This is a genomic window from Pseudomonas anguilliseptica, assembly GCF_900105355.1.
Taxonomy (GTDB): Bacteria; Pseudomonadota; Gammaproteobacteria; order Pseudomonadales; family Pseudomonadaceae; genus Aquipseudomonas; species Aquipseudomonas anguilliseptica.
Genome location: NZ_FNSC01000001.1, coordinates 1980508 through 1995728 on the forward strand (window position 1 = coordinate 1980508; position 15221 = coordinate 1995728).

Here is a 15221-nt window from a genome sequence, read left to right on the forward strand (position 1 = left end):
GCATAGCGACAGAAAACACGATGGCGCGCTCATGGCTGCGCAGAGACGCTCTTACTTATGAATGACTTGGCTAGTGAAACCATGACCGCCATCGGCCTGGACTTCAATACCCCAGCCCTACAGCGCAAGCGGCGTATCCGCGCGCTGAAAGATCGTTTCGCCCGCTGGGCGGTATCCATCGGTGGTATGGCCGTACTCGGCGCCATCACCCTGATCTTCTTCTACCTGGCCTACGTGGTGCTGCCGATGTTCCAGGGCGCAAGCCTGGACACTCGCAAGCCGGTGCAGGTCGCCTGGTTGAATGAAGCTGCCGCGCCACTGCTGCTGACTCTGGAAGAACAGAACCAGATGGCCATGCGCCTGGACCAGAGCGGCAAGGTGCAGTTCTTCGATGCGAAGAAGATGCAGCCGCTGAGCAGTGTGCAGCTGCCGATCCCGGCAGATGTGCGGATTGCTTCGGTCGGCCAGGATCAGCCGGGCAGCAATCGTGTCGCCCTGGGCCTGTCCAACGGCCAGGTGCTGGTGTTCCAGCATGTCTACAAACTCAGCTACCCGAATGATGTGCAAACCATCACGCCGAGTATCGAGTACCCGTTCGGCGAGGCGCCGATCGAGCTCGACCCTCAGGGTCGCGAGCTTGATCACATGGGCATCAGCCTGAACAGCGGCACGCTGATGCTGGCTGGCTCCACCGGTACCGAGCTGCACGTACTGAGCCTGGGCCGCGAAGAAAACATGATGACCGGCGAGGTGACCCTCAGCGAAGAGCGCGTGGACCTGCCGCAGATCGCCGAACCGATCAAGGCACTGATCATCGATCCACGTCACCTGTGGCTGTATGTGGTCAATGGCCGTGCCACGGCCGATGTGTTCGACATGCGCAGCAACAGCCTGAACGGCCGCTACAAGCTGCTGGATGACGGCAAGCTGGAAGTCAGCAACGCCACCTCGCTGCTCGGCGGTATCTCGCTGATGATCGGCGACAGCAGCGGCGGCATCGCTCAGTGGTTTATGGTGCGTGAAGCAGACGGCAAGGCCGTGCTGAAGTCGATCCGCAGCTTTCAGCTGGCCGGCAACCCTATCGTGCAGATCCTCCCGGAAGAGCGCCGCAAGGGCTTCTTCGCCCTGGACGCCAAAGGTAACCTGGGTATCTTCCACAGTACTGCGCACCGCACCCTGCTGGTTGAGCCAGTTGCTGACGGTCAGGCCCTGGCTGCTCTGTCGCCCCGCGCCAACCGCGTGCTGGTGGAGAGCGATGGTCAGCTGCAGCGTTTGATCATCGACAACCCGCACCCGGAAATCTCCTGGAGCTCGCTGTGGGGCAAGGTCTGGTACGAGAACTACGACGCACCCGGCCACGTCTGGCAGTCGACCTCGGCCAGCACCGACAACGAACCCAAGCTGAGCCTTGCGCCGCTGGCCTTCGGTACCCTGAAAGCCGCGTTCTACGCCATGCTCCTGGCCGCCCCGCTGGCCATCGCCGCCGCGCTGTACACCGCCTACTTTATGGCCCCGGCGCTGCGCCGCAAGGTCAAGCCGGTGATCGAGCTGATGGAAGCGCTACCGACGGTGATTCTCGGCTTCTTTGCCGGTCTGTTCCTCGCGCCTTATGTGGAAGGTCATCTACCGGGCATCTTCAGCCTGCTGATCTTTACCCCGATCGGCATTCTGCTGGCCGGTTACCTGTGGAGTCGCCTGCCGGAGTCGATTCGCCTGAGCGTGCCAGATGGCTGGGAGTCGGCGCTGCTGATTCCGGTGATCCTGCTGGTGGGCTACTTGTCGCTGGCTCTTAGCGGCCATCTTGAGAATTTGCTGTTCGACGGCAATATGCGCATGTGGCTGAGCAACGACCTGGGCATTCCGTTCGACCAGCGCAACGCTCTGGTAGTCGGCCTTGCCATGGGTTTTGCGGTGATCCCGACCATTTACTCGATCGCCGAAGACGCCGTGTTCAGCGTGCCGAAGAGCCTGACCTTCGGCTCCCTGGCCCTGGGGGCCACGCCCTGGCAGACCCTGACCCGGGTGGTGATCCTCACCGCCAGCCCAGGCATCTTCTCGGCGGTGATGATCGGTATGGGCCGCGCCGTTGGTGAAACCATGATCGTGCTGATGGCCACCGGCAACACCGCGATCATGGACATGAACATCTTCGAAGGTCTGCGCACCCTGGCCGCCAACGTGGCGGTGGAAATGCCCGAATCGGAAGTCGGTGGTACTCACTACCGCGTGCTGTCCCTCTCGGCGCTGGTGCTGCTCGGCTTCACCTTTGTCATGAACACCCTGGCGGAGCTGGTGCGCCAGCGTCTGCGCGTCAAGTACGCCTCGCTCTAAGGCTTGGGAAGGTATATGTCCGTGAAACAGAACAACCTGAAAACCTGGTTCAAGAGCGGTACGCCGTGGATCTGGATGAATGCCGGCGCGGTGTCGATCGCGGTGATCATGACCCTGGGTCTGATGATGGTGATTGCCGTGCGCGGCCTCGGCCACTTCTGGCCGGCGGATATCATTGAGGCCGACTACCAGATCCCTGGTCAAGAAGCCAAGGTGATGGCCGGTGAGGTCACCCAAATCGAGGAAGTGCCACGTGCGCGTCTGGCGGCTTCCGGCTTGCCGGTGACTGCCGAGGGCGGCGAATTTATGACCCGCGAGCTGTTCAAGGTGGGCAACCGCGATGTGTATGGCGCGGACTTCACCTGGGTGGTCGGCGAATGGCTGAGCAACCTGCGCACTCCGGAAAACCTTACGGCGCTGGAGCGCCGCGAATGGGGCAACTTCTACGGCTACCTGGTCAACGTCAAGGAAAGCGGCGAACTGGTTGCTGAAGGCGACGCCAGCTGGCCCGCCCTGCAAGAGCGACTTGAGCGCGTCGAGCAGCTGCACAAGCAACTGGTGCGCCTGGAGAAGAAAGACATCGGCCGGATCAACGCCGGGCTTGAGCGCATCCGTCTGCAAACCCGCAAGCTGGAGCTGCAGGGCAAGCTGGACGAGGTTGTCCAGGCCGAGCTGGACGCCGAGCGTGCGCAGTGGGACGCCGAGTACAAGGTGCTGGAAACCGAGCTGATCGCCCTTAATCAGGCGTTCAACCGCGACAGCGTCACTCTGAAGACCGTCGATGGCCGTGAAGTAACCATCAGCCTCGGTAAGGTGGTGCGCGCGTTCCAGCCAAATGCCATGGGCCTGGGCGACAAGTTCGGCTTCTACCTCGCCAAACTGTGGGAATTTGTCAGCGACGACCCGCGTGAGGCCAACACCGAAGGCGGTATCTTCCCGGCGATCTTCGGCACCGTGATGATGACCCTGATCATGGCCGTGATCGTTACCCCGTTCGGTGTGGTCGCGGCCATCTACCTGCGTGAGTATGCCAAGCAGGGTCCGCTGACTCGGGTGATCCGTATTGCGGTCAACAACCTGGCCGGCGTGCCGGCCATCGTTTACGGGGTGTTCGGCCTGGGCTTCTTCGTCTATGTGCTGGGCGGCTCGCTGGACCGCCTGTTCTTCCCGGAAGCCGCACCGGCGCCGACCTTTGGCACGCCCGGTCTGCTGTGGGCTTCGCTGACCCTGGCGATCCTCACTCTGCCGGTGGTGATTGTGGCCACCGAAGAAGGCCTGGCGCGGATTCCACGGGCCGTACGCGAAGGCTCCCTGGCCCTCGGCGCGACCAAGGTGGAAACCCTCTGGCGCGTGGTGCTGCCCATGGCCAGCCCGGCAATGATGACCGGCCTGATCCTCGCCGTGGCCCGCGCCGCCGGTGAAGTGGCACCGCTGATGCTGGTGGGGGTGGTCAAGCTGGCCCCGAGCCTGCCGGTGGATGGTAACTACCCGTACTTGCACCTTGATCAGAAGATCATGCACCTGGGCTTCCACATCTACGACGTCGGCTTCCAGAGCCCCAACGTCGAGGCCGCGCGGCCGCTGGTGTACGCCACCGCGTTGCTGCTGGTGTTGGTCATCGTGGTGCTGAACATGTCAGCGGTTTATATCCGCAACCACCTGCGCGAGAAGTACAAGGCGCTGGATCACTAATCATTGCGCCGCGGCCCGCTGGCCGTGGCGGCTCAACGTATTTGTTAGCGTAGGGAGCATCCCATGCAGTACGAAGCACACACACACGGTATCGACATGGCGGCCCTTGGTCGTGACCGCCAGGGCCTGAACATGGCCAACGAGCGTGTGGCCATCGGCGTCCCCGGTCTGAATCTGTACTACGGCGAAAAGCAGGCGCTGTTCGACGTGCAGATGACTATCCCCAACCAGCGCGTGACGGCCTTTATCGGACCAAGCGGTTGTGGCAAGTCGACCCTGCTGCGCACCTTCAACCGGATGAATGATCTGGTCGACGGCTGCCGCGTAGAAGGCGAAATCAACCTCGACGGCAAGAACATCTACCGCAAGGGCGAAGACGTCGCTGAGCTGCGTCGCCGCGTCGGCATGGTATTCCAGAAGCCCAACCCGTTTCCCAAGAGCATCTACGAGAACGTGGTCTACGGCCTGCGCATCCAGGGCATCAACCAGAAGCGCGTGCTTGATGAAGCGGTGGAATGGGCACTGAAAAGCGCCGCACTGTGGGATGAGGTGAAGGATCGTCTGCACGAGTCGGCACTCGGCCTGTCCGGTGGTCAGCAACAGCGTCTGGTGATCGCCCGTACCGTGGCGGTGCAGCCGGAAGTGCTGCTGCTCGATGAGCCCTGCTCGGCGCTGGACCCGATCTCGACACTGAAAGTCGAAGAGCTGATCTACGAACTGAAATCCAAATACACCATCGTCATCGTTACCCACAACATGCAGCAGGCGGCGCGGGTCTCGGATTACACGGCGTTTATGTACATGGGCAAACTGATCGAGTTCGGTGATACCGATACGCTGTTCACCAACCCGGCGAAGAAGCAGACAGAGGACTACATCACCGGCCGCTATGGCTGACCGGCTATGGCAAACCGCGCTGCGCGTTGTCGGCGGCGCGTGCCGTACGCGTTTGTACTGTCTGCGCGCCGCCTCCTAGCTCAGCACGCTTTGCCAAAGGCCGGTTAACACTTCGATAGGACTTTCATCCAGTTTCGCAAGGGCTCGATCATGATCAACAAAGAAAACCTTACCCAGCATATCTCCCAGCAGTTCAACGTCGAGCTGGAGGAGGTGCGCAGCCACCTGCTGGCGATGGGCGGCCTGGTCGAGAAGCAGGTCAACGACGCGGTTACTGCACTGATCGATGCCGACTCCGGTCTGGCTCAGCAAGTGCGCGAGATCGATGACCAGATCAACCAGATGGAACGCAATATCGACGAGGAGTGCGTGCGCATTCTCGCTCGTCGTCAGCCAGCTGCGTCCGACCTGCGTCTGATCATCAGCATCTCCAAATCGGTGATCGACCTCGAACGCATTGGCGACGAAGCCACCAAGATCGCCAAGCGCGCGATCCTGCTGTGCGAAGAAGGCGAAGCGCCGCGCGGCTACGTCGAAGTACGGCATATCGGTGATCAGGTGCGCCGGATGGTCCAAGAAGCGCTGGACGCGTTCGCCCGTTTCGACGCCGACCTGGCGCTGTCGGTGGCGCAATACGACAAGACCGTCGACCGCGAATACAAGACCGCACTGCGTGAGCTGGTGACTTTCATGATGGAAGACCCGCGCTCGATTTCGCGCGTGCTCAACATCATCTGGGCCCTGCGTTCGCTGGAGCGCATCGGCGACCACGCGCGCAATATCGCCGAACTGGTGATCTACCTGGTACGCGGCACCGACGTGAAACACATCGGCCTGACCCGCATGCAGGAAGAAGTGCAGGGCACCAACAAGGGCAACTGAGTCGGCTGTTACGGGCGGTGTTGACGCGCCGCCCCGTACCGCGCTGCATGGCAAAGATGCACCTGATCGCGACATATGGTGCATTTCGGTTGGCCTTTGGCCAGTAGCCGTGACTATGCTTAAGGCCATTAGAACAGGAGTGGCCGATGAGCAAAGTCAGCGTGCTGGTAGTGGACGACGCAACCTTCATCCGCGATTTGGTGAAAAAGGGGTTGCGCGATCACTTCCCAGGCATCCAGATCGAAGAAGCCGTCAACGGGCGCAAAGCCCAGCAGATGCTGACGCGCCAGCCGGTCGACCTGATTCTCTGTGACTGGGAAATGCCGGAAATGTCCGGCCTGGAACTGCTTACCTGGTGCCGCGAACAAGACAGCCTGAAAATCGTGCCGTTTATCATGGTCACCAGTCGCGGTGACAAAGAGAATGTGGTGCAGGCGATTCAGGCCGGCGTTTCCGACTTTATCGGCAAACCCTTTTCCAACGAGCAGCTGATCACTAAGGTGAAGAAGGCCCTCAGCCGTGCCGGCAAGTTGCAGGCGCTGATGTCCAGCGCACCGCCGAAAATGCTCAGCAGCGGCGCCTTTGCCAACGACTCTTTATCTGCACTGACTGGCGGCAAGGCCGATGTGGTCAAGCCAGCAGCAGGGCCTGCCGTGCAAGCCGCCGCGGCCTTTGCCGGCAAACCTGCCGCCAAAGCACCTGCATCCAGCGCGCCTAGCGGCCGTGGTCAGGGCCAGTTGCGTTTGCCTGGCGGTGCCACCATGTCCTGCGTGATCAAGGCGCTGAGCCTCAAGGAAGCACTGCTGGTGGTCAAACGCACCGAGGTACTGCCACAGGTGCTGGAAAGCGCCGTGCTCGATCTGGAGCAGGGCGAGGCGGCGGAAACCGCACGACTCAACGGCTATCTGCATGCCGTCGCGGCGTTCGAGCCAAAACCCGACAGCGAGTGGCTGCAACTGACCTTCAGATTCGTCGACCGCGATCCGCAGAAGCTCGACTACATCTCCCGACTGATCGCACGCGGTACCGCGCAGAAACATTTTAGCCCCGGCGCGTAGGGCGACGCTGCGCATAGCGCCAGCCTATCCGCAACTCCCCGCAATGTGTTTCACGCAGGCTGAAGTCTGGCCATCCGGGGAAACTGGCGGCATATGCCGACCGGTGGCGGTGAGCCGGTTCACAGCCTGACCCATGGTGCCTCGCACGGTGGCGGTAGCGCTGCTAATCTCAATGGTCCGGACACAGCACATCATAAGATCCGAGTCGTTATGCTAGGGCGCTTGATACTTCTCTGCAGTTTGTTGACCCTTGCCGGCCAGGCAGCGGCGTTGACTATTTATAAGTACACCGATGCCAACGGCGTGGTCACCTATACCGACCAGGCCGCGCCTGGTGCGCAGGTGTTCGTGTTTCGCGACCGCATGGTTGAGCGCCTGGACAACCAGGTAAAGCTGGAAACCAAGAAGCACGAAGCCGGTGAAACCCTGTTGGTACGCAACGACCTGCACGCCCCTGTACAGATCGAACTGCGCCTGGAAGCCACTGACAACGTCACCGGTGTGCCGAACAAGCCGATCAGCTGGGTGCTGCCGCCACGCAGTAATATCCGCCTGGCTACCCTGGCCCCGCGCGATGCCAGCAAACCCATGCGTTATACGCCCAAGCTGCGCTACGCCATGGGCGATCCGCGCCTGCTGCCGACGCAGAAGAGCTATCCGCTGCCGTGGCGCGGCGGCCCGTTCCGCCTGACCCAGGGCGCCAATGGCAAGTACAGCCACTTCACCCCGAAAGGCCGTTACGCCATGGATATCGCCATGCCCGAAGGCACGCCGATTGTCGCGGCCCGCAGCGGCATTGTGGTGAAAACCGAGAATCGGCAGAGTGGACGCGGCAACAACCCGGCCGGCAACTATGTGCGCATCCTGCATGATGACGGCACCATGGGCGTTTACCTGCACCTGATGAAGGGTTCGGTGGCGGTCAGCGAGGGTAGTCGTGTGCGCGCCGGCAGCCTGCTTGCGCGCTCTGGCAATACCGGCAACAGCACCGGCCCGCACCTGCATTTTGTGGTGCAGCGCAATGTCGGCCTGGCGCTGGAGTCGATTCCTTTCAACTTTGCCCAGCCGGTCAATAGCCTGCCTAGCTTTGCCGTTGGTGGGGAATAGGCTGGCTTGGTCGCATGCCCATGCGGGTCGTAGGTTGGTCGTGCGGCGCTTCGTTGAGGAGCCGCGCGACGAAGCCCAATGCAGCTGACTAGCAGCTGTTGGGCTTCGCTTCGCTCGGCAGCAACCTACGCCCACTTCTCTCAATCCAGCTTCAATACCTTGGCCAGCACGATCTTCGGGCCTTTCATCTTCTTGACGATGATCCGTAGGCCGTCGACTTCCAGCACTTCCTCTTCTTTGGGCATGCGCTTGAGGGTTTCGTAGATCAGCCCGGCGAGGGTTTCCGCTTCGACGTGATCGAGGTCGACGCCGAGCAGGCGTTCGACTTTGGCCAGTGGTGTATCGCCGCGGACCAGCAGCTTACCCGGCTGATAGGCGAGGATCCCGCGTTCGGCCTTGCGGTGTTCGTCCTGAATATCGCCAACCAGAGCTTCCAGCACGTCTTCCATGGTCAGGTAGCCGATCACCTTGCCATCGGCTTCTTCGACCAGAGCGAAGTGCGAGCCGCCGATGCGGAACTGCTCCAGCAGGGTGGACAGAGGCATATGCCGGCCGACTCGCTCGATCGGGTGCATCAGTTCGGCCAGTTTCAGCGCCGAAGGCAGCATTTCCAGCAGCGACAGGTGCAGCAGCAGGTCCTTGATATGCAGCACGCCGACGTATTCGCCGCTGGTGTCGTCGTAGATCGGGTAGCGGCTGTACTTGTGCCGGCGGAATACGCTGAACACTTCATCCAGTGCGGCTGTCAGCGGCAGGGATACCAGGTCTTCGCGGGAGTTGGCCCAGTCCACCACTTCCAGTTCGCCCAACTCCACGGCCGAGGCCAGTACGCGCATGTCCTGGTCGCTGGCGCGGCTGGAGTGGAGGATCAGCTTGAGTTCGTCGCGGCTGTAGTGGTGCTCATGGTGCGGCCCCGGCTCGCCCTGGCCAGCCACGCGCAGAATGGCGTTGGCGCTGGCGTTGAGCAGGAAGATTGCCGGGTACATGGCCCAGTAGAACATGTACAGCGGCGCGGCCGTCCACAGCGACAGCAGCTCGGGTTTGCGGATGGCCCAGGACTTGGGCGCCAGCTCGCCGACCACGATATGCAGGTAGGAAATGATAAAGAACGCGGTAAAGAAGGCGATGCCATGCACCAGCTTCGGCGATTCAATGCCGATACTCGCCAGCAGCGGTTCGAGCAGGTGGGCAAAGGCCGGTTCGCCGACCCAGCCGAGGCCGAGGGAGGCCAGGGTGATACCCAGCTGACAGGCTGAGAGGTAGGCGTCGAGCTGGTTGTGTACGGTGCGCAGGATGTGTCCGCGCCAGCCATTTTTTTCCGCCAGGGCATCGACCTTGGTGGCGCGCAGTTTGACGATGGCGAATTCGGCAGCAACGAAGAATCCGTTGAGCAGCACTAGAAACAGGGCGAATAGAACGAGGCCGAAATCGGCGAAATAGTTGCTGGCGACGTAACTCGTGGAGGGGTCCATAAAGGGTTCGGGTAGTGAATGACCGCTAAAGGGTGGGGTCTGACAGCCGGCTTTGCAAGTAGGGCGCGGTTACTGGCCGCGCCGCACCACTTGCTGCGTGGGGAAGTGGCAGGTGAAGGTGCTGCCCTTGCCCAGGTTGCTGACGATATCCAGCCGCGCGCGGTGGCGCAGCAGTACATGCTTGACGATGGCCAGGCCCAGACCGGTGCCGCCGGTGTTGCTGGCGCGACTGGAATCGACCCGGTAGAAGCGCTCGGTCAGACGCGGCAGATGTTTGGCTTCGATACCCAGGCCGCTGTCCTGCACGCTGAGGTGCGCGCCCTGTTCATCGCCCCACCAGCGAATCTGGATGCTGCCTTCATCCGGGGTGTATTTCACCGCGTTGAACACCAGGTTGGAGAAGGCGCTGCGCAGCTCGGTTTCACTGCCCTTGAGTTTGAGGTGCGGATCCGCTTCCAGGCTGATGCGGTGATGACGCTCGCCGGACAGCGCCTGGGCATCGTTCTTGATGCTCAGCAGCAGCAGGTCGACGGCTACTGGCTGGTTGTCCGAGGGGTAGTCGGTGGCTTCCAGCTTGGCCAGCAACAGCAGATCGTTGAGCAGGTTCTGCATGCGTCCGCCTTGCTGCTGCATCTGCTGCAGGGCGCGCAGCCAGCGCGGATTCACGTCCTCGACGTTATCCAGCAGGGTTTCCAGGTATCCGCTGATCACCGTCAGCGGGGTGCGCAGTTCGTGGGAGACGTTGGCAACGAAGTCCTTACGCATCTGCTCCAGCTGATACAGGCGGGTGATGTCGCGCACCAGCATCAGGTGTTCGCGGTTGCCGTACTGGGTGATATGGAATTGCAGGCGTACACGGTCGCTGACCGGAGAGGGCAGTTCCAGCGGCTCGTTGTAATTGTGGTTCTCGAAATACTCGATAAAGCGCGGGTCGCGTACCAGGTTGGTGATCTGCTGGCCGCTGTCCTGTGGGGTTTTCAGCCCCAGGAGTTTTTCGGCGGCGATGTTCCACCATTCCAGGTTGCCGTCGCGGTCGAGCATGATCACCGCATCTTTCAGGGCCGCAGTGGACTCCTGCACACGGTCGATTACCGCCTGCAGGCGGCCACGGACTTTCTGGTCGCGGCGCTGCAGGTGGTAGATGCTGTCGAACACTTCGCCCCACAGGCCATAGCCATCGGGCGGCGCTTCGTCACCCTGGCGGGTGCGCAGCCATTTGTGCAAGCGCAGCAATTGCTGCAGGTGCCAGCCAAGGTAGCCGGCGAGGCCGAGGAGCAGAGTCCAGGCGTATTCGCCAGTGATCAGCCCGAGCAGCAGGCAGACACCGACCAGAAGCAACAAGCGACGTATCAGGGGGCCGCGCCAGTCTTGATTCAATTCGAGCTCATCCGCCAAGCAATCCTTTATGCAGACCCAAGCTGGGTCTGCAGGCCATCCTAACCGTCTTAGCTCTTGGTGGAAAAACGATAGCCGGTGCCGCGCACGGTTTGCACCAGGTTTTCGTAAACCTCACCGAGGGCTTTGCGCAGGCGACGGATATGCACGTCGACAGTGCGTTCCTCGACATACACGTTGCCGCCCCAGACCTGATCGAGCAGCTGGCCACGTGTGTAGGCGCGCTCCTGGTGGGTCATAAAGAACTGCAGCAGGCGGTATTCGGTGGGCCCCATTTCGGCCGGTTTACCGTCGATGGTGACGCGGTGGCTGACTGGGTCGAGCAGCAGGCCGCCAACTTCGATTGGCCCTTCGCTGTCGGTTGGGCCGGCGCGGCGCAGTACGGCCTTCAGGCGGGCGACCAGTTCGCGTGGGGAGAACGGCTTGGTGATGTAGTCGTCGGCGCCGACTTCCAGGCCCTGGATCTTGTTGTCCTCTTCGCCCTTGGCAGTGAGCATGATGATCGGGATGTCGCCGGTCAGCTCATCACGCTTGAGGCGGCGTGCCAGTTCGATGCCGCTGGTGCCGGGGAGCATCCAGTCGAGCAGGATCAGATCGGGTTTGCGGTCGACGATGATGGCGTGTGCCTGCTGGGTATTTTCCGCTTCCAGGCACTCGTAGCCGGCCATTTCCAGGGCCACGGCGATCATTTCACGGATCGGTGCTTCGTCATCGACGATCAGGATGTTCTTGCCAACCATGGGGGGGCCTCGGGTCATCTCGCTGTAATGGGCTGCATTAGATAACGGAATTATTGCAGCGATATGACAGGCGCGCGGCAAAGCTTCTTTCTAGCCGCGCAAGGCGTAGTCCAGCACCAGGCCGATAAAGATCGCCAAGCCCGCCCAGTGGTTGTGTAGAAAGGCATTGAAACAGGCCATCGGCTTGCGATTGCGGGTCTTGTGAAACTCCCAGGCAAAGCAGCCGGCGGCCGCCAGCAGGCCAAGGTGGAAGTACAGGCCCAGCTCGAAGCGTGCTGCCGCCAGCAGCAGGCAAAGCAGCGCCAGGCCCTGGAGGATGACGATGATCAGGCGATCGGCATCGCCAAACAGAATGGCAGTGGAGCGCACGCCGATTTTCAGGTCGTCCTCGCGGTCGGCCATGGCGTAGTAGGTGTCGTAGGCCACCGTCCACAGCAGGTTGGCGATATACAGCAGCCAGGCTTCCGCTGGCAGGCTGCCGGTTTCAGCAGTAAAGGCCATCGGCATACCCCAGGAGAATGCCGCCCCTAGCACCACCTGCGGATAGAAGGTGTAGCGCTTCATAAAGGGGTAGCAGGCGGCCAGGGCAAGGCCGCCGAAGGACAGCCAGATGGTGGTGGCGTTGGTAAACAGCACCAGCACGAAGCTCAACGTCACCAGCACGGCAAACAGGATCAGCGCCTCCCGTGGCTGCACCTTGCCACTGGCCAGCGGGCGGGCCTTGGTGCGGCTGACGTGGCCGTCGAAGTTGCGGTCGGCGTAGTCGTTGATTACGCAGCCGGCGGCGCGCATCAGAATCACCCCGAACACGAAGATCAGCAGGTTCTTCACGCTCGGCACGCCTTCGGCGGCGACCCACAGCGCCCACAGCGTTGGCCACAGCAGCAAATAGATGCCGATGGGCTTGTCCAGGCGCATCAGCTGGATAAAGTCCCAGGCGCGTGGGTGCAGGCGATTAAGTGAATGCAGCAGGCGGGTATACATCGAGCGCGTCTCCATGCGAGGTGCGGCTGATTATACGGAGGGCGTAGGGTGGTTCACGTTTTATCGATCCACCATTGTGGCTGCAAGGTTGATGTAAAAACGACATCCACCCTACGACTCGATGTCAGCTGCGGCCCAGAACTCAGGAAGGAAGACCTCGGCCACCAGCACACCCAAAGCCCCACGGCTAAAACACGAACGCCGCGCCCACAGACGCTCGCTGCAGGCTTCCGCTGGTAGCCACTGTGCCGGGTAGCGGCACACCTGCAACTCACCACGATCGAAGGCACGGTCGCTGAACAGCAACTCCCCCAGCGAGCGGCTGCCGAGTTGGTCCAGCGCTAGGCCGGATCCTTCCAGGGCGCTACGCGCCGCCACGCTGCGGGCAAATACCCAGGGCTGGCCGTGACCGCGCAGGTACACCTCGCGCACCCAGCCCTGGCTGCCGCCGACCACGCCCAGCGCGCTGCACTCATCGTTGCGCAGGCGCTGCCAGCCTTCCTGCAGCGGGGTGACGCTGAAACCATTGGCCGACAGAGCGGTGAGCCGCCGTGTCAGCGAGTCTTCATTGAATAGCCAGTCACGCACCGCCGCCGTGGGTGCGGGATGCAGTTGGCTGGCAGTCAGCCAGCGCGGCGGATGGGCGAGGGCGGCGTGGGGCACGAGCTGGTTTCACCGTAGGCAGAGGCGCGCGAGTCTAGCATGGGCATTACGCCTGGGCAGATGGCGCAAGGCGCGGCGATTGGCCGCTACGTCGGGCAGAACCCGACTTTGGTTGGCCTCGATGACGGGCTATTCATCGTCCGGCGGCTTGGCGCACCTGCGCATATACGGTAGTTTTCCCGGCGCATTAGCCGTGTGATCCGCCTGAGGTAGTTATGAAGAAGTGGCAATGTGTAGTCTGTGGACTGATTTACGACGAGAGCCAAGGCTGGCCTGATGAAGGCATCGCCGCCGGCACGCTCTGGCAGGATGTCCCGGAAGACTGGCTGTGCCCTGACTGTGGCGTGGGTAAGCTGGATTTTGAAATGATAGAAATCGGCTAAGAACCGTCTCCGATCTGCTGCGCGTCGGCGCTGCTGCGTTAAAAACAGGCTCGAAATGCTCATTTACAGCCGTAAACTCCGCTTTCTCGCCTGTTTTTGCCTTGCATCGCTCTAGCTCGCGAGATCTGAAAACAGGTTCTAAGTAGATACTGCTCTAGGCGGCGAAAGGGTCGCCGTTTTGTTTGGCGAGTGCCCATACTCAATACCTCGAACGAGCTGAACCAGCTACGAGGTGTTTATGCGTAAGTGGCAGTGTGTGGTGTGCGGGTTTATCTATGACGAAGCCCTCGGCCTGCCCGAGGAAGGCATTGCCCCTGGCACGGCCTGGGAAGATATTCCCGCCGATTGGCTGTGCCCCGATTGCGGCGTCGGCAAGCTGGATTTCGAGATGATCGAGATCGCCTGAGCCGCGTCAGCCCTGAAATCTATTACGGCCGCCGCAGTGCGCGGCCTGTGTGAGGAATGAGCATGAGTGCACCTGTCGTCATCGTCGGCACCGGCCTGGCCGGCTACAACCTGGCCCGTGAATTTCGCAAGCTGGACAGCGAAACTCCGCTGCTGTTGATCACTGCTGACGACGGGCGTTCGTACTCCAAGCCGATGCTCTCTACCGGTTTTGCCAAGAACAAGGACGCCGATGGCCTGAGCATGGCCGAGCCGGGCGCCATGGCGGATCAGCTCAAGGCGGAAATTCGCACCCATACCCGCATCAGCGGCATCGATCCTGGCCACAAGCAACTGTGGATCGGCGAAGAGGCTGTGCCGTACCGCGACCTGGTGCTGGCCTGGGGTGCCGAGGTGATTCGCGTACCGGTGCAAGGTGATGCCGATGATGCGATCTTCTCGATCAATGACCTGGAGGATTACGCGCGTTTTCGCACTGCAGCTGCCGGCAAGCAGCGTGTCCTGCTACTGGGCGCCGGGCTAATCGGTTGTGAGTTTGCCAATGACCTGAGCCTGGGCGGCTATCAGGTCGAACTGGTCGCCCCCTGCGAGCAGGTGATGCCTGGTCTGCTGCATCCGGCTGCCGCCGCCGCGGTTCAAGCTGGCCTGGAAGGGTTGGGGGCGCGTTTTCACCTCGGTCCGGTGTTGGCCAGCCTGAATCACAAAGGCGATGCACTGGAAGCGCACCTGTCCGATGGCACCCTGATCGAGTGTGACCTGGTGTTGTCAGCTGTGGGTTTGCGCCCGCGTATCGAACTGGCTGCCGCTGCCGGGCTGGCGGTCAATCGCGGGGTTTTGGTCGACCGCCAGCTGCGCACCTCTCACGCCAATATCTATGCCCTGGGCGACTGCGCTGAGGTTGAGGGGATCAACCTGCTCTATGTCATGCCGCTGATGACCAGCGCCCGTGCCCTGGCGCAAACCCTGGCCGGCACCCCGACGGCAGTAAGCTACGGGCCGATGCCGGTGACGGTAAAAACCCCGGTCTGCCCGCTGGTGGTGTCGCCGCCACCGCGTGGCCTGCAGGGCGAGTGGAGCGTTGAAGGCAGCGGCTCCGACATCAAGGCGCTGTGCCATGACAGTACTGGTGCGCTGCTCGGCTATGCCCTCACCGGTACGGCCGTGCAGGATAAATTGGCCCTGAATAAGCTGCTGCCTGCACTTTTGGCCTGA

General features: G+C 61.7%; 14 protein-coding genes. 9 read left to right on the forward strand and 5 right to left on the reverse strand.

Annotated elements, in window-relative coordinates:
- The first annotated feature begins 57 nt into the window (after positions 1-57).
- The 6 genes from BLW24_RS09515 to BLW24_RS09540 all read left to right on the forward strand — a co-directional run bounded on the left by BLW24_RS09515 (position 58) and on the right by BLW24_RS09540 (position 7967).
- Positions 58-2331 (forward strand): ABC transporter permease subunit, encoded by a 2274-nt coding sequence (locus BLW24_RS09515; protein ID WP_090379648.1) that lies wholly within the window; start codon positions 58-60, stop codon positions 2329-2331.
- Between the two features lie 15 nt (positions 2332-2346).
- A complete protein-coding gene (gene pstA, locus BLW24_RS09520; RefSeq protein WP_167360350.1) occupies positions 2347-4023 on the forward strand; it encodes a phosphate ABC transporter permease PstA in 1677 nt (558 codons plus the stop codon).
- Positions 4024-4086: 63 nt separating this feature from the next.
- Positions 4087-4920, forward strand: coding sequence for a phosphate ABC transporter ATP-binding protein PstB (pstB, locus tag BLW24_RS09525; RefSeq protein WP_090379651.1), 834 nt, complete (start codon positions 4087-4089; stop codon positions 4918-4920).
- A 150-nt stretch (positions 4921-5070) separates the two neighbouring features.
- Positions 5071-5802: a phosphate signaling complex protein PhoU gene (gene phoU / locus BLW24_RS09530; protein WP_090379653.1), complete on the forward strand. Its 732-nt coding sequence runs from the start codon at positions 5071-5073 to the stop codon at positions 5800-5802.
- Positions 5803-5948: 146 nt separating this feature from the next.
- Positions 5949-6860, forward strand: a complete 912-nt coding sequence (locus BLW24_RS09535) for a response regulator (protein ID WP_090379656.1) — start codon at positions 5949-5951, stop codon at positions 6858-6860.
- Between the two features lie 210 nt (positions 6861-7070).
- A complete protein-coding gene (locus BLW24_RS09540) occupies positions 7071-7967 on the forward strand; it encodes a peptidoglycan DD-metalloendopeptidase family protein (RefSeq protein WP_090387682.1) in 897 nt (298 codons plus the stop codon).
- A gap of 140 nt (positions 7968-8107) precedes the next feature.
- On the opposite strand, the gene BLW24_RS09545 is transcribed toward BLW24_RS09540, so the two are convergent.
- From BLW24_RS09545 to BLW24_RS09565, 5 genes are all read right to left on the reverse strand, one after another.
- Positions 8108-9439 (reverse strand): hemolysin family protein, encoded by a 1332-nt coding sequence (locus BLW24_RS09545; protein ID WP_090379659.1) that lies wholly within the window; start codon positions 9437-9439, stop codon positions 8108-8110.
- Between the two features lie 69 nt (positions 9440-9508).
- On the reverse strand, positions 9509-10816 hold the full coding sequence (phoR, locus tag BLW24_RS09550) for a phosphate regulon sensor histidine kinase PhoR (protein ID WP_090387683.1): 1308 nt from the start codon (positions 10814-10816) through the stop codon (positions 9509-9511).
- Positions 10817-10884: 68 nt separating this feature from the next.
- Complete coding sequence (gene phoB, locus BLW24_RS09555) at positions 10885-11574, reverse strand: phosphate regulon transcriptional regulator PhoB (protein ID WP_090379663.1); 690 nt, start codon at positions 11572-11574, stop codon at positions 10885-10887.
- A 90-nt stretch (positions 11575-11664) separates the two neighbouring features.
- On the reverse strand, positions 11665-12558 hold the full coding sequence (gene ubiA / locus BLW24_RS09560) for a 4-hydroxybenzoate octaprenyltransferase (RefSeq protein WP_090379667.1): 894 nt from the start codon (positions 12556-12558) through the stop codon (positions 11665-11667).
- 111 nt (positions 12559-12669) lie between these two features.
- On the reverse strand, positions 12670-13221 hold the full coding sequence (locus BLW24_RS09565) for a chorismate--pyruvate lyase family protein (protein WP_090379670.1): 552 nt from the start codon (positions 13219-13221) through the stop codon (positions 12670-12672).
- Between the two features lie 215 nt (positions 13222-13436).
- On the opposite strand from BLW24_RS09565, the gene BLW24_RS09570 reads away from it, so the two are divergent.
- The 3 genes from BLW24_RS09570 to BLW24_RS09580 all read left to right on the forward strand — a co-directional run bounded on the left by BLW24_RS09570 (position 13437) and on the right by BLW24_RS09580 (position 15221).
- Complete coding sequence (locus BLW24_RS09570; protein ID WP_090240746.1) at positions 13437-13604, forward strand: rubredoxin; 168 nt, start codon at positions 13437-13439, stop codon at positions 13602-13604.
- Between the two features lie 238 nt (positions 13605-13842).
- Positions 13843-14010: a rubredoxin gene (locus tag BLW24_RS09575; RefSeq protein WP_090379673.1), complete on the forward strand. Its 168-nt coding sequence runs from the start codon at positions 13843-13845 to the stop codon at positions 14008-14010.
- A gap of 56 nt (positions 14011-14066) precedes the next feature.
- The gene (locus BLW24_RS09580) at positions 14067-15221 is read left to right on the forward strand and encodes an NAD(P)/FAD-dependent oxidoreductase (RefSeq protein WP_208600160.1); all 1155 of its coding nucleotides are present in this window, start codon (positions 14067-14069) and stop codon (positions 15219-15221) included.

Bases quoted from the DNA above. Each gene is read 5' to 3' on its own strand.
- BLW24_RS09515 (WP_090379648.1), top strand. From the start codon at position 58: ATGAATGACTTGGCTAGTGAAACCATGACCGCCATCGGCCTGGACTTC.
- pstA (WP_167360350.1), top strand. From the start codon at position 2,347: ATGTCCGTGAAACAGAACAACCTGAAAACCTGGTTCAAGAGCGGTACG.
- pstB (WP_090379651.1), top strand. From the start codon at position 4,087: ATGCAGTACGAAGCACACACACACGGTATCGACATGGCGGCCCTTGGT.
- phoU (WP_090379653.1), top strand. From the start codon at position 5,071: ATGATCAACAAAGAAAACCTTACCCAGCATATCTCCCAGCAGTTCAAC.
- BLW24_RS09535 (WP_090379656.1), top strand. From the start codon at position 5,949: ATGAGCAAAGTCAGCGTGCTGGTAGTGGACGACGCAACCTTCATCCGC.
- BLW24_RS09540 (WP_090387682.1), top strand. From the start codon at position 7,071: ATGCTAGGGCGCTTGATACTTCTCTGCAGTTTGTTGACCCTTGCCGGC.
- BLW24_RS09545 (WP_090379659.1), bottom strand. From the start codon at position 9,439: ATGGACCCCTCCACGAGTTACGTCGCCAGCAACTATTTCGCCGATTTC.
- phoB (WP_090379663.1), bottom strand. From the start codon at position 11,574: ATGGTTGGCAAGAACATCCTGATCGTCGATGACGAAGCACCGATCCGT.
- ubiA (WP_090379667.1), bottom strand. From the start codon at position 12,558: ATGTATACCCGCCTGCTGCATTCACTTAATCGCCTGCACCCACGCGCC.
- BLW24_RS09570 (WP_090240746.1), top strand. From the start codon at position 13,437: ATGAAGAAGTGGCAATGTGTAGTCTGTGGACTGATTTACGACGAGAGC.
- BLW24_RS09575 (WP_090379673.1), top strand. From the start codon at position 13,843: ATGCGTAAGTGGCAGTGTGTGGTGTGCGGGTTTATCTATGACGAAGCC.
- BLW24_RS09580 (WP_208600160.1), top strand. From the start codon at position 14,067: ATGAGCATGAGTGCACCTGTCGTCATCGTCGGCACCGGCCTGGCCGGC.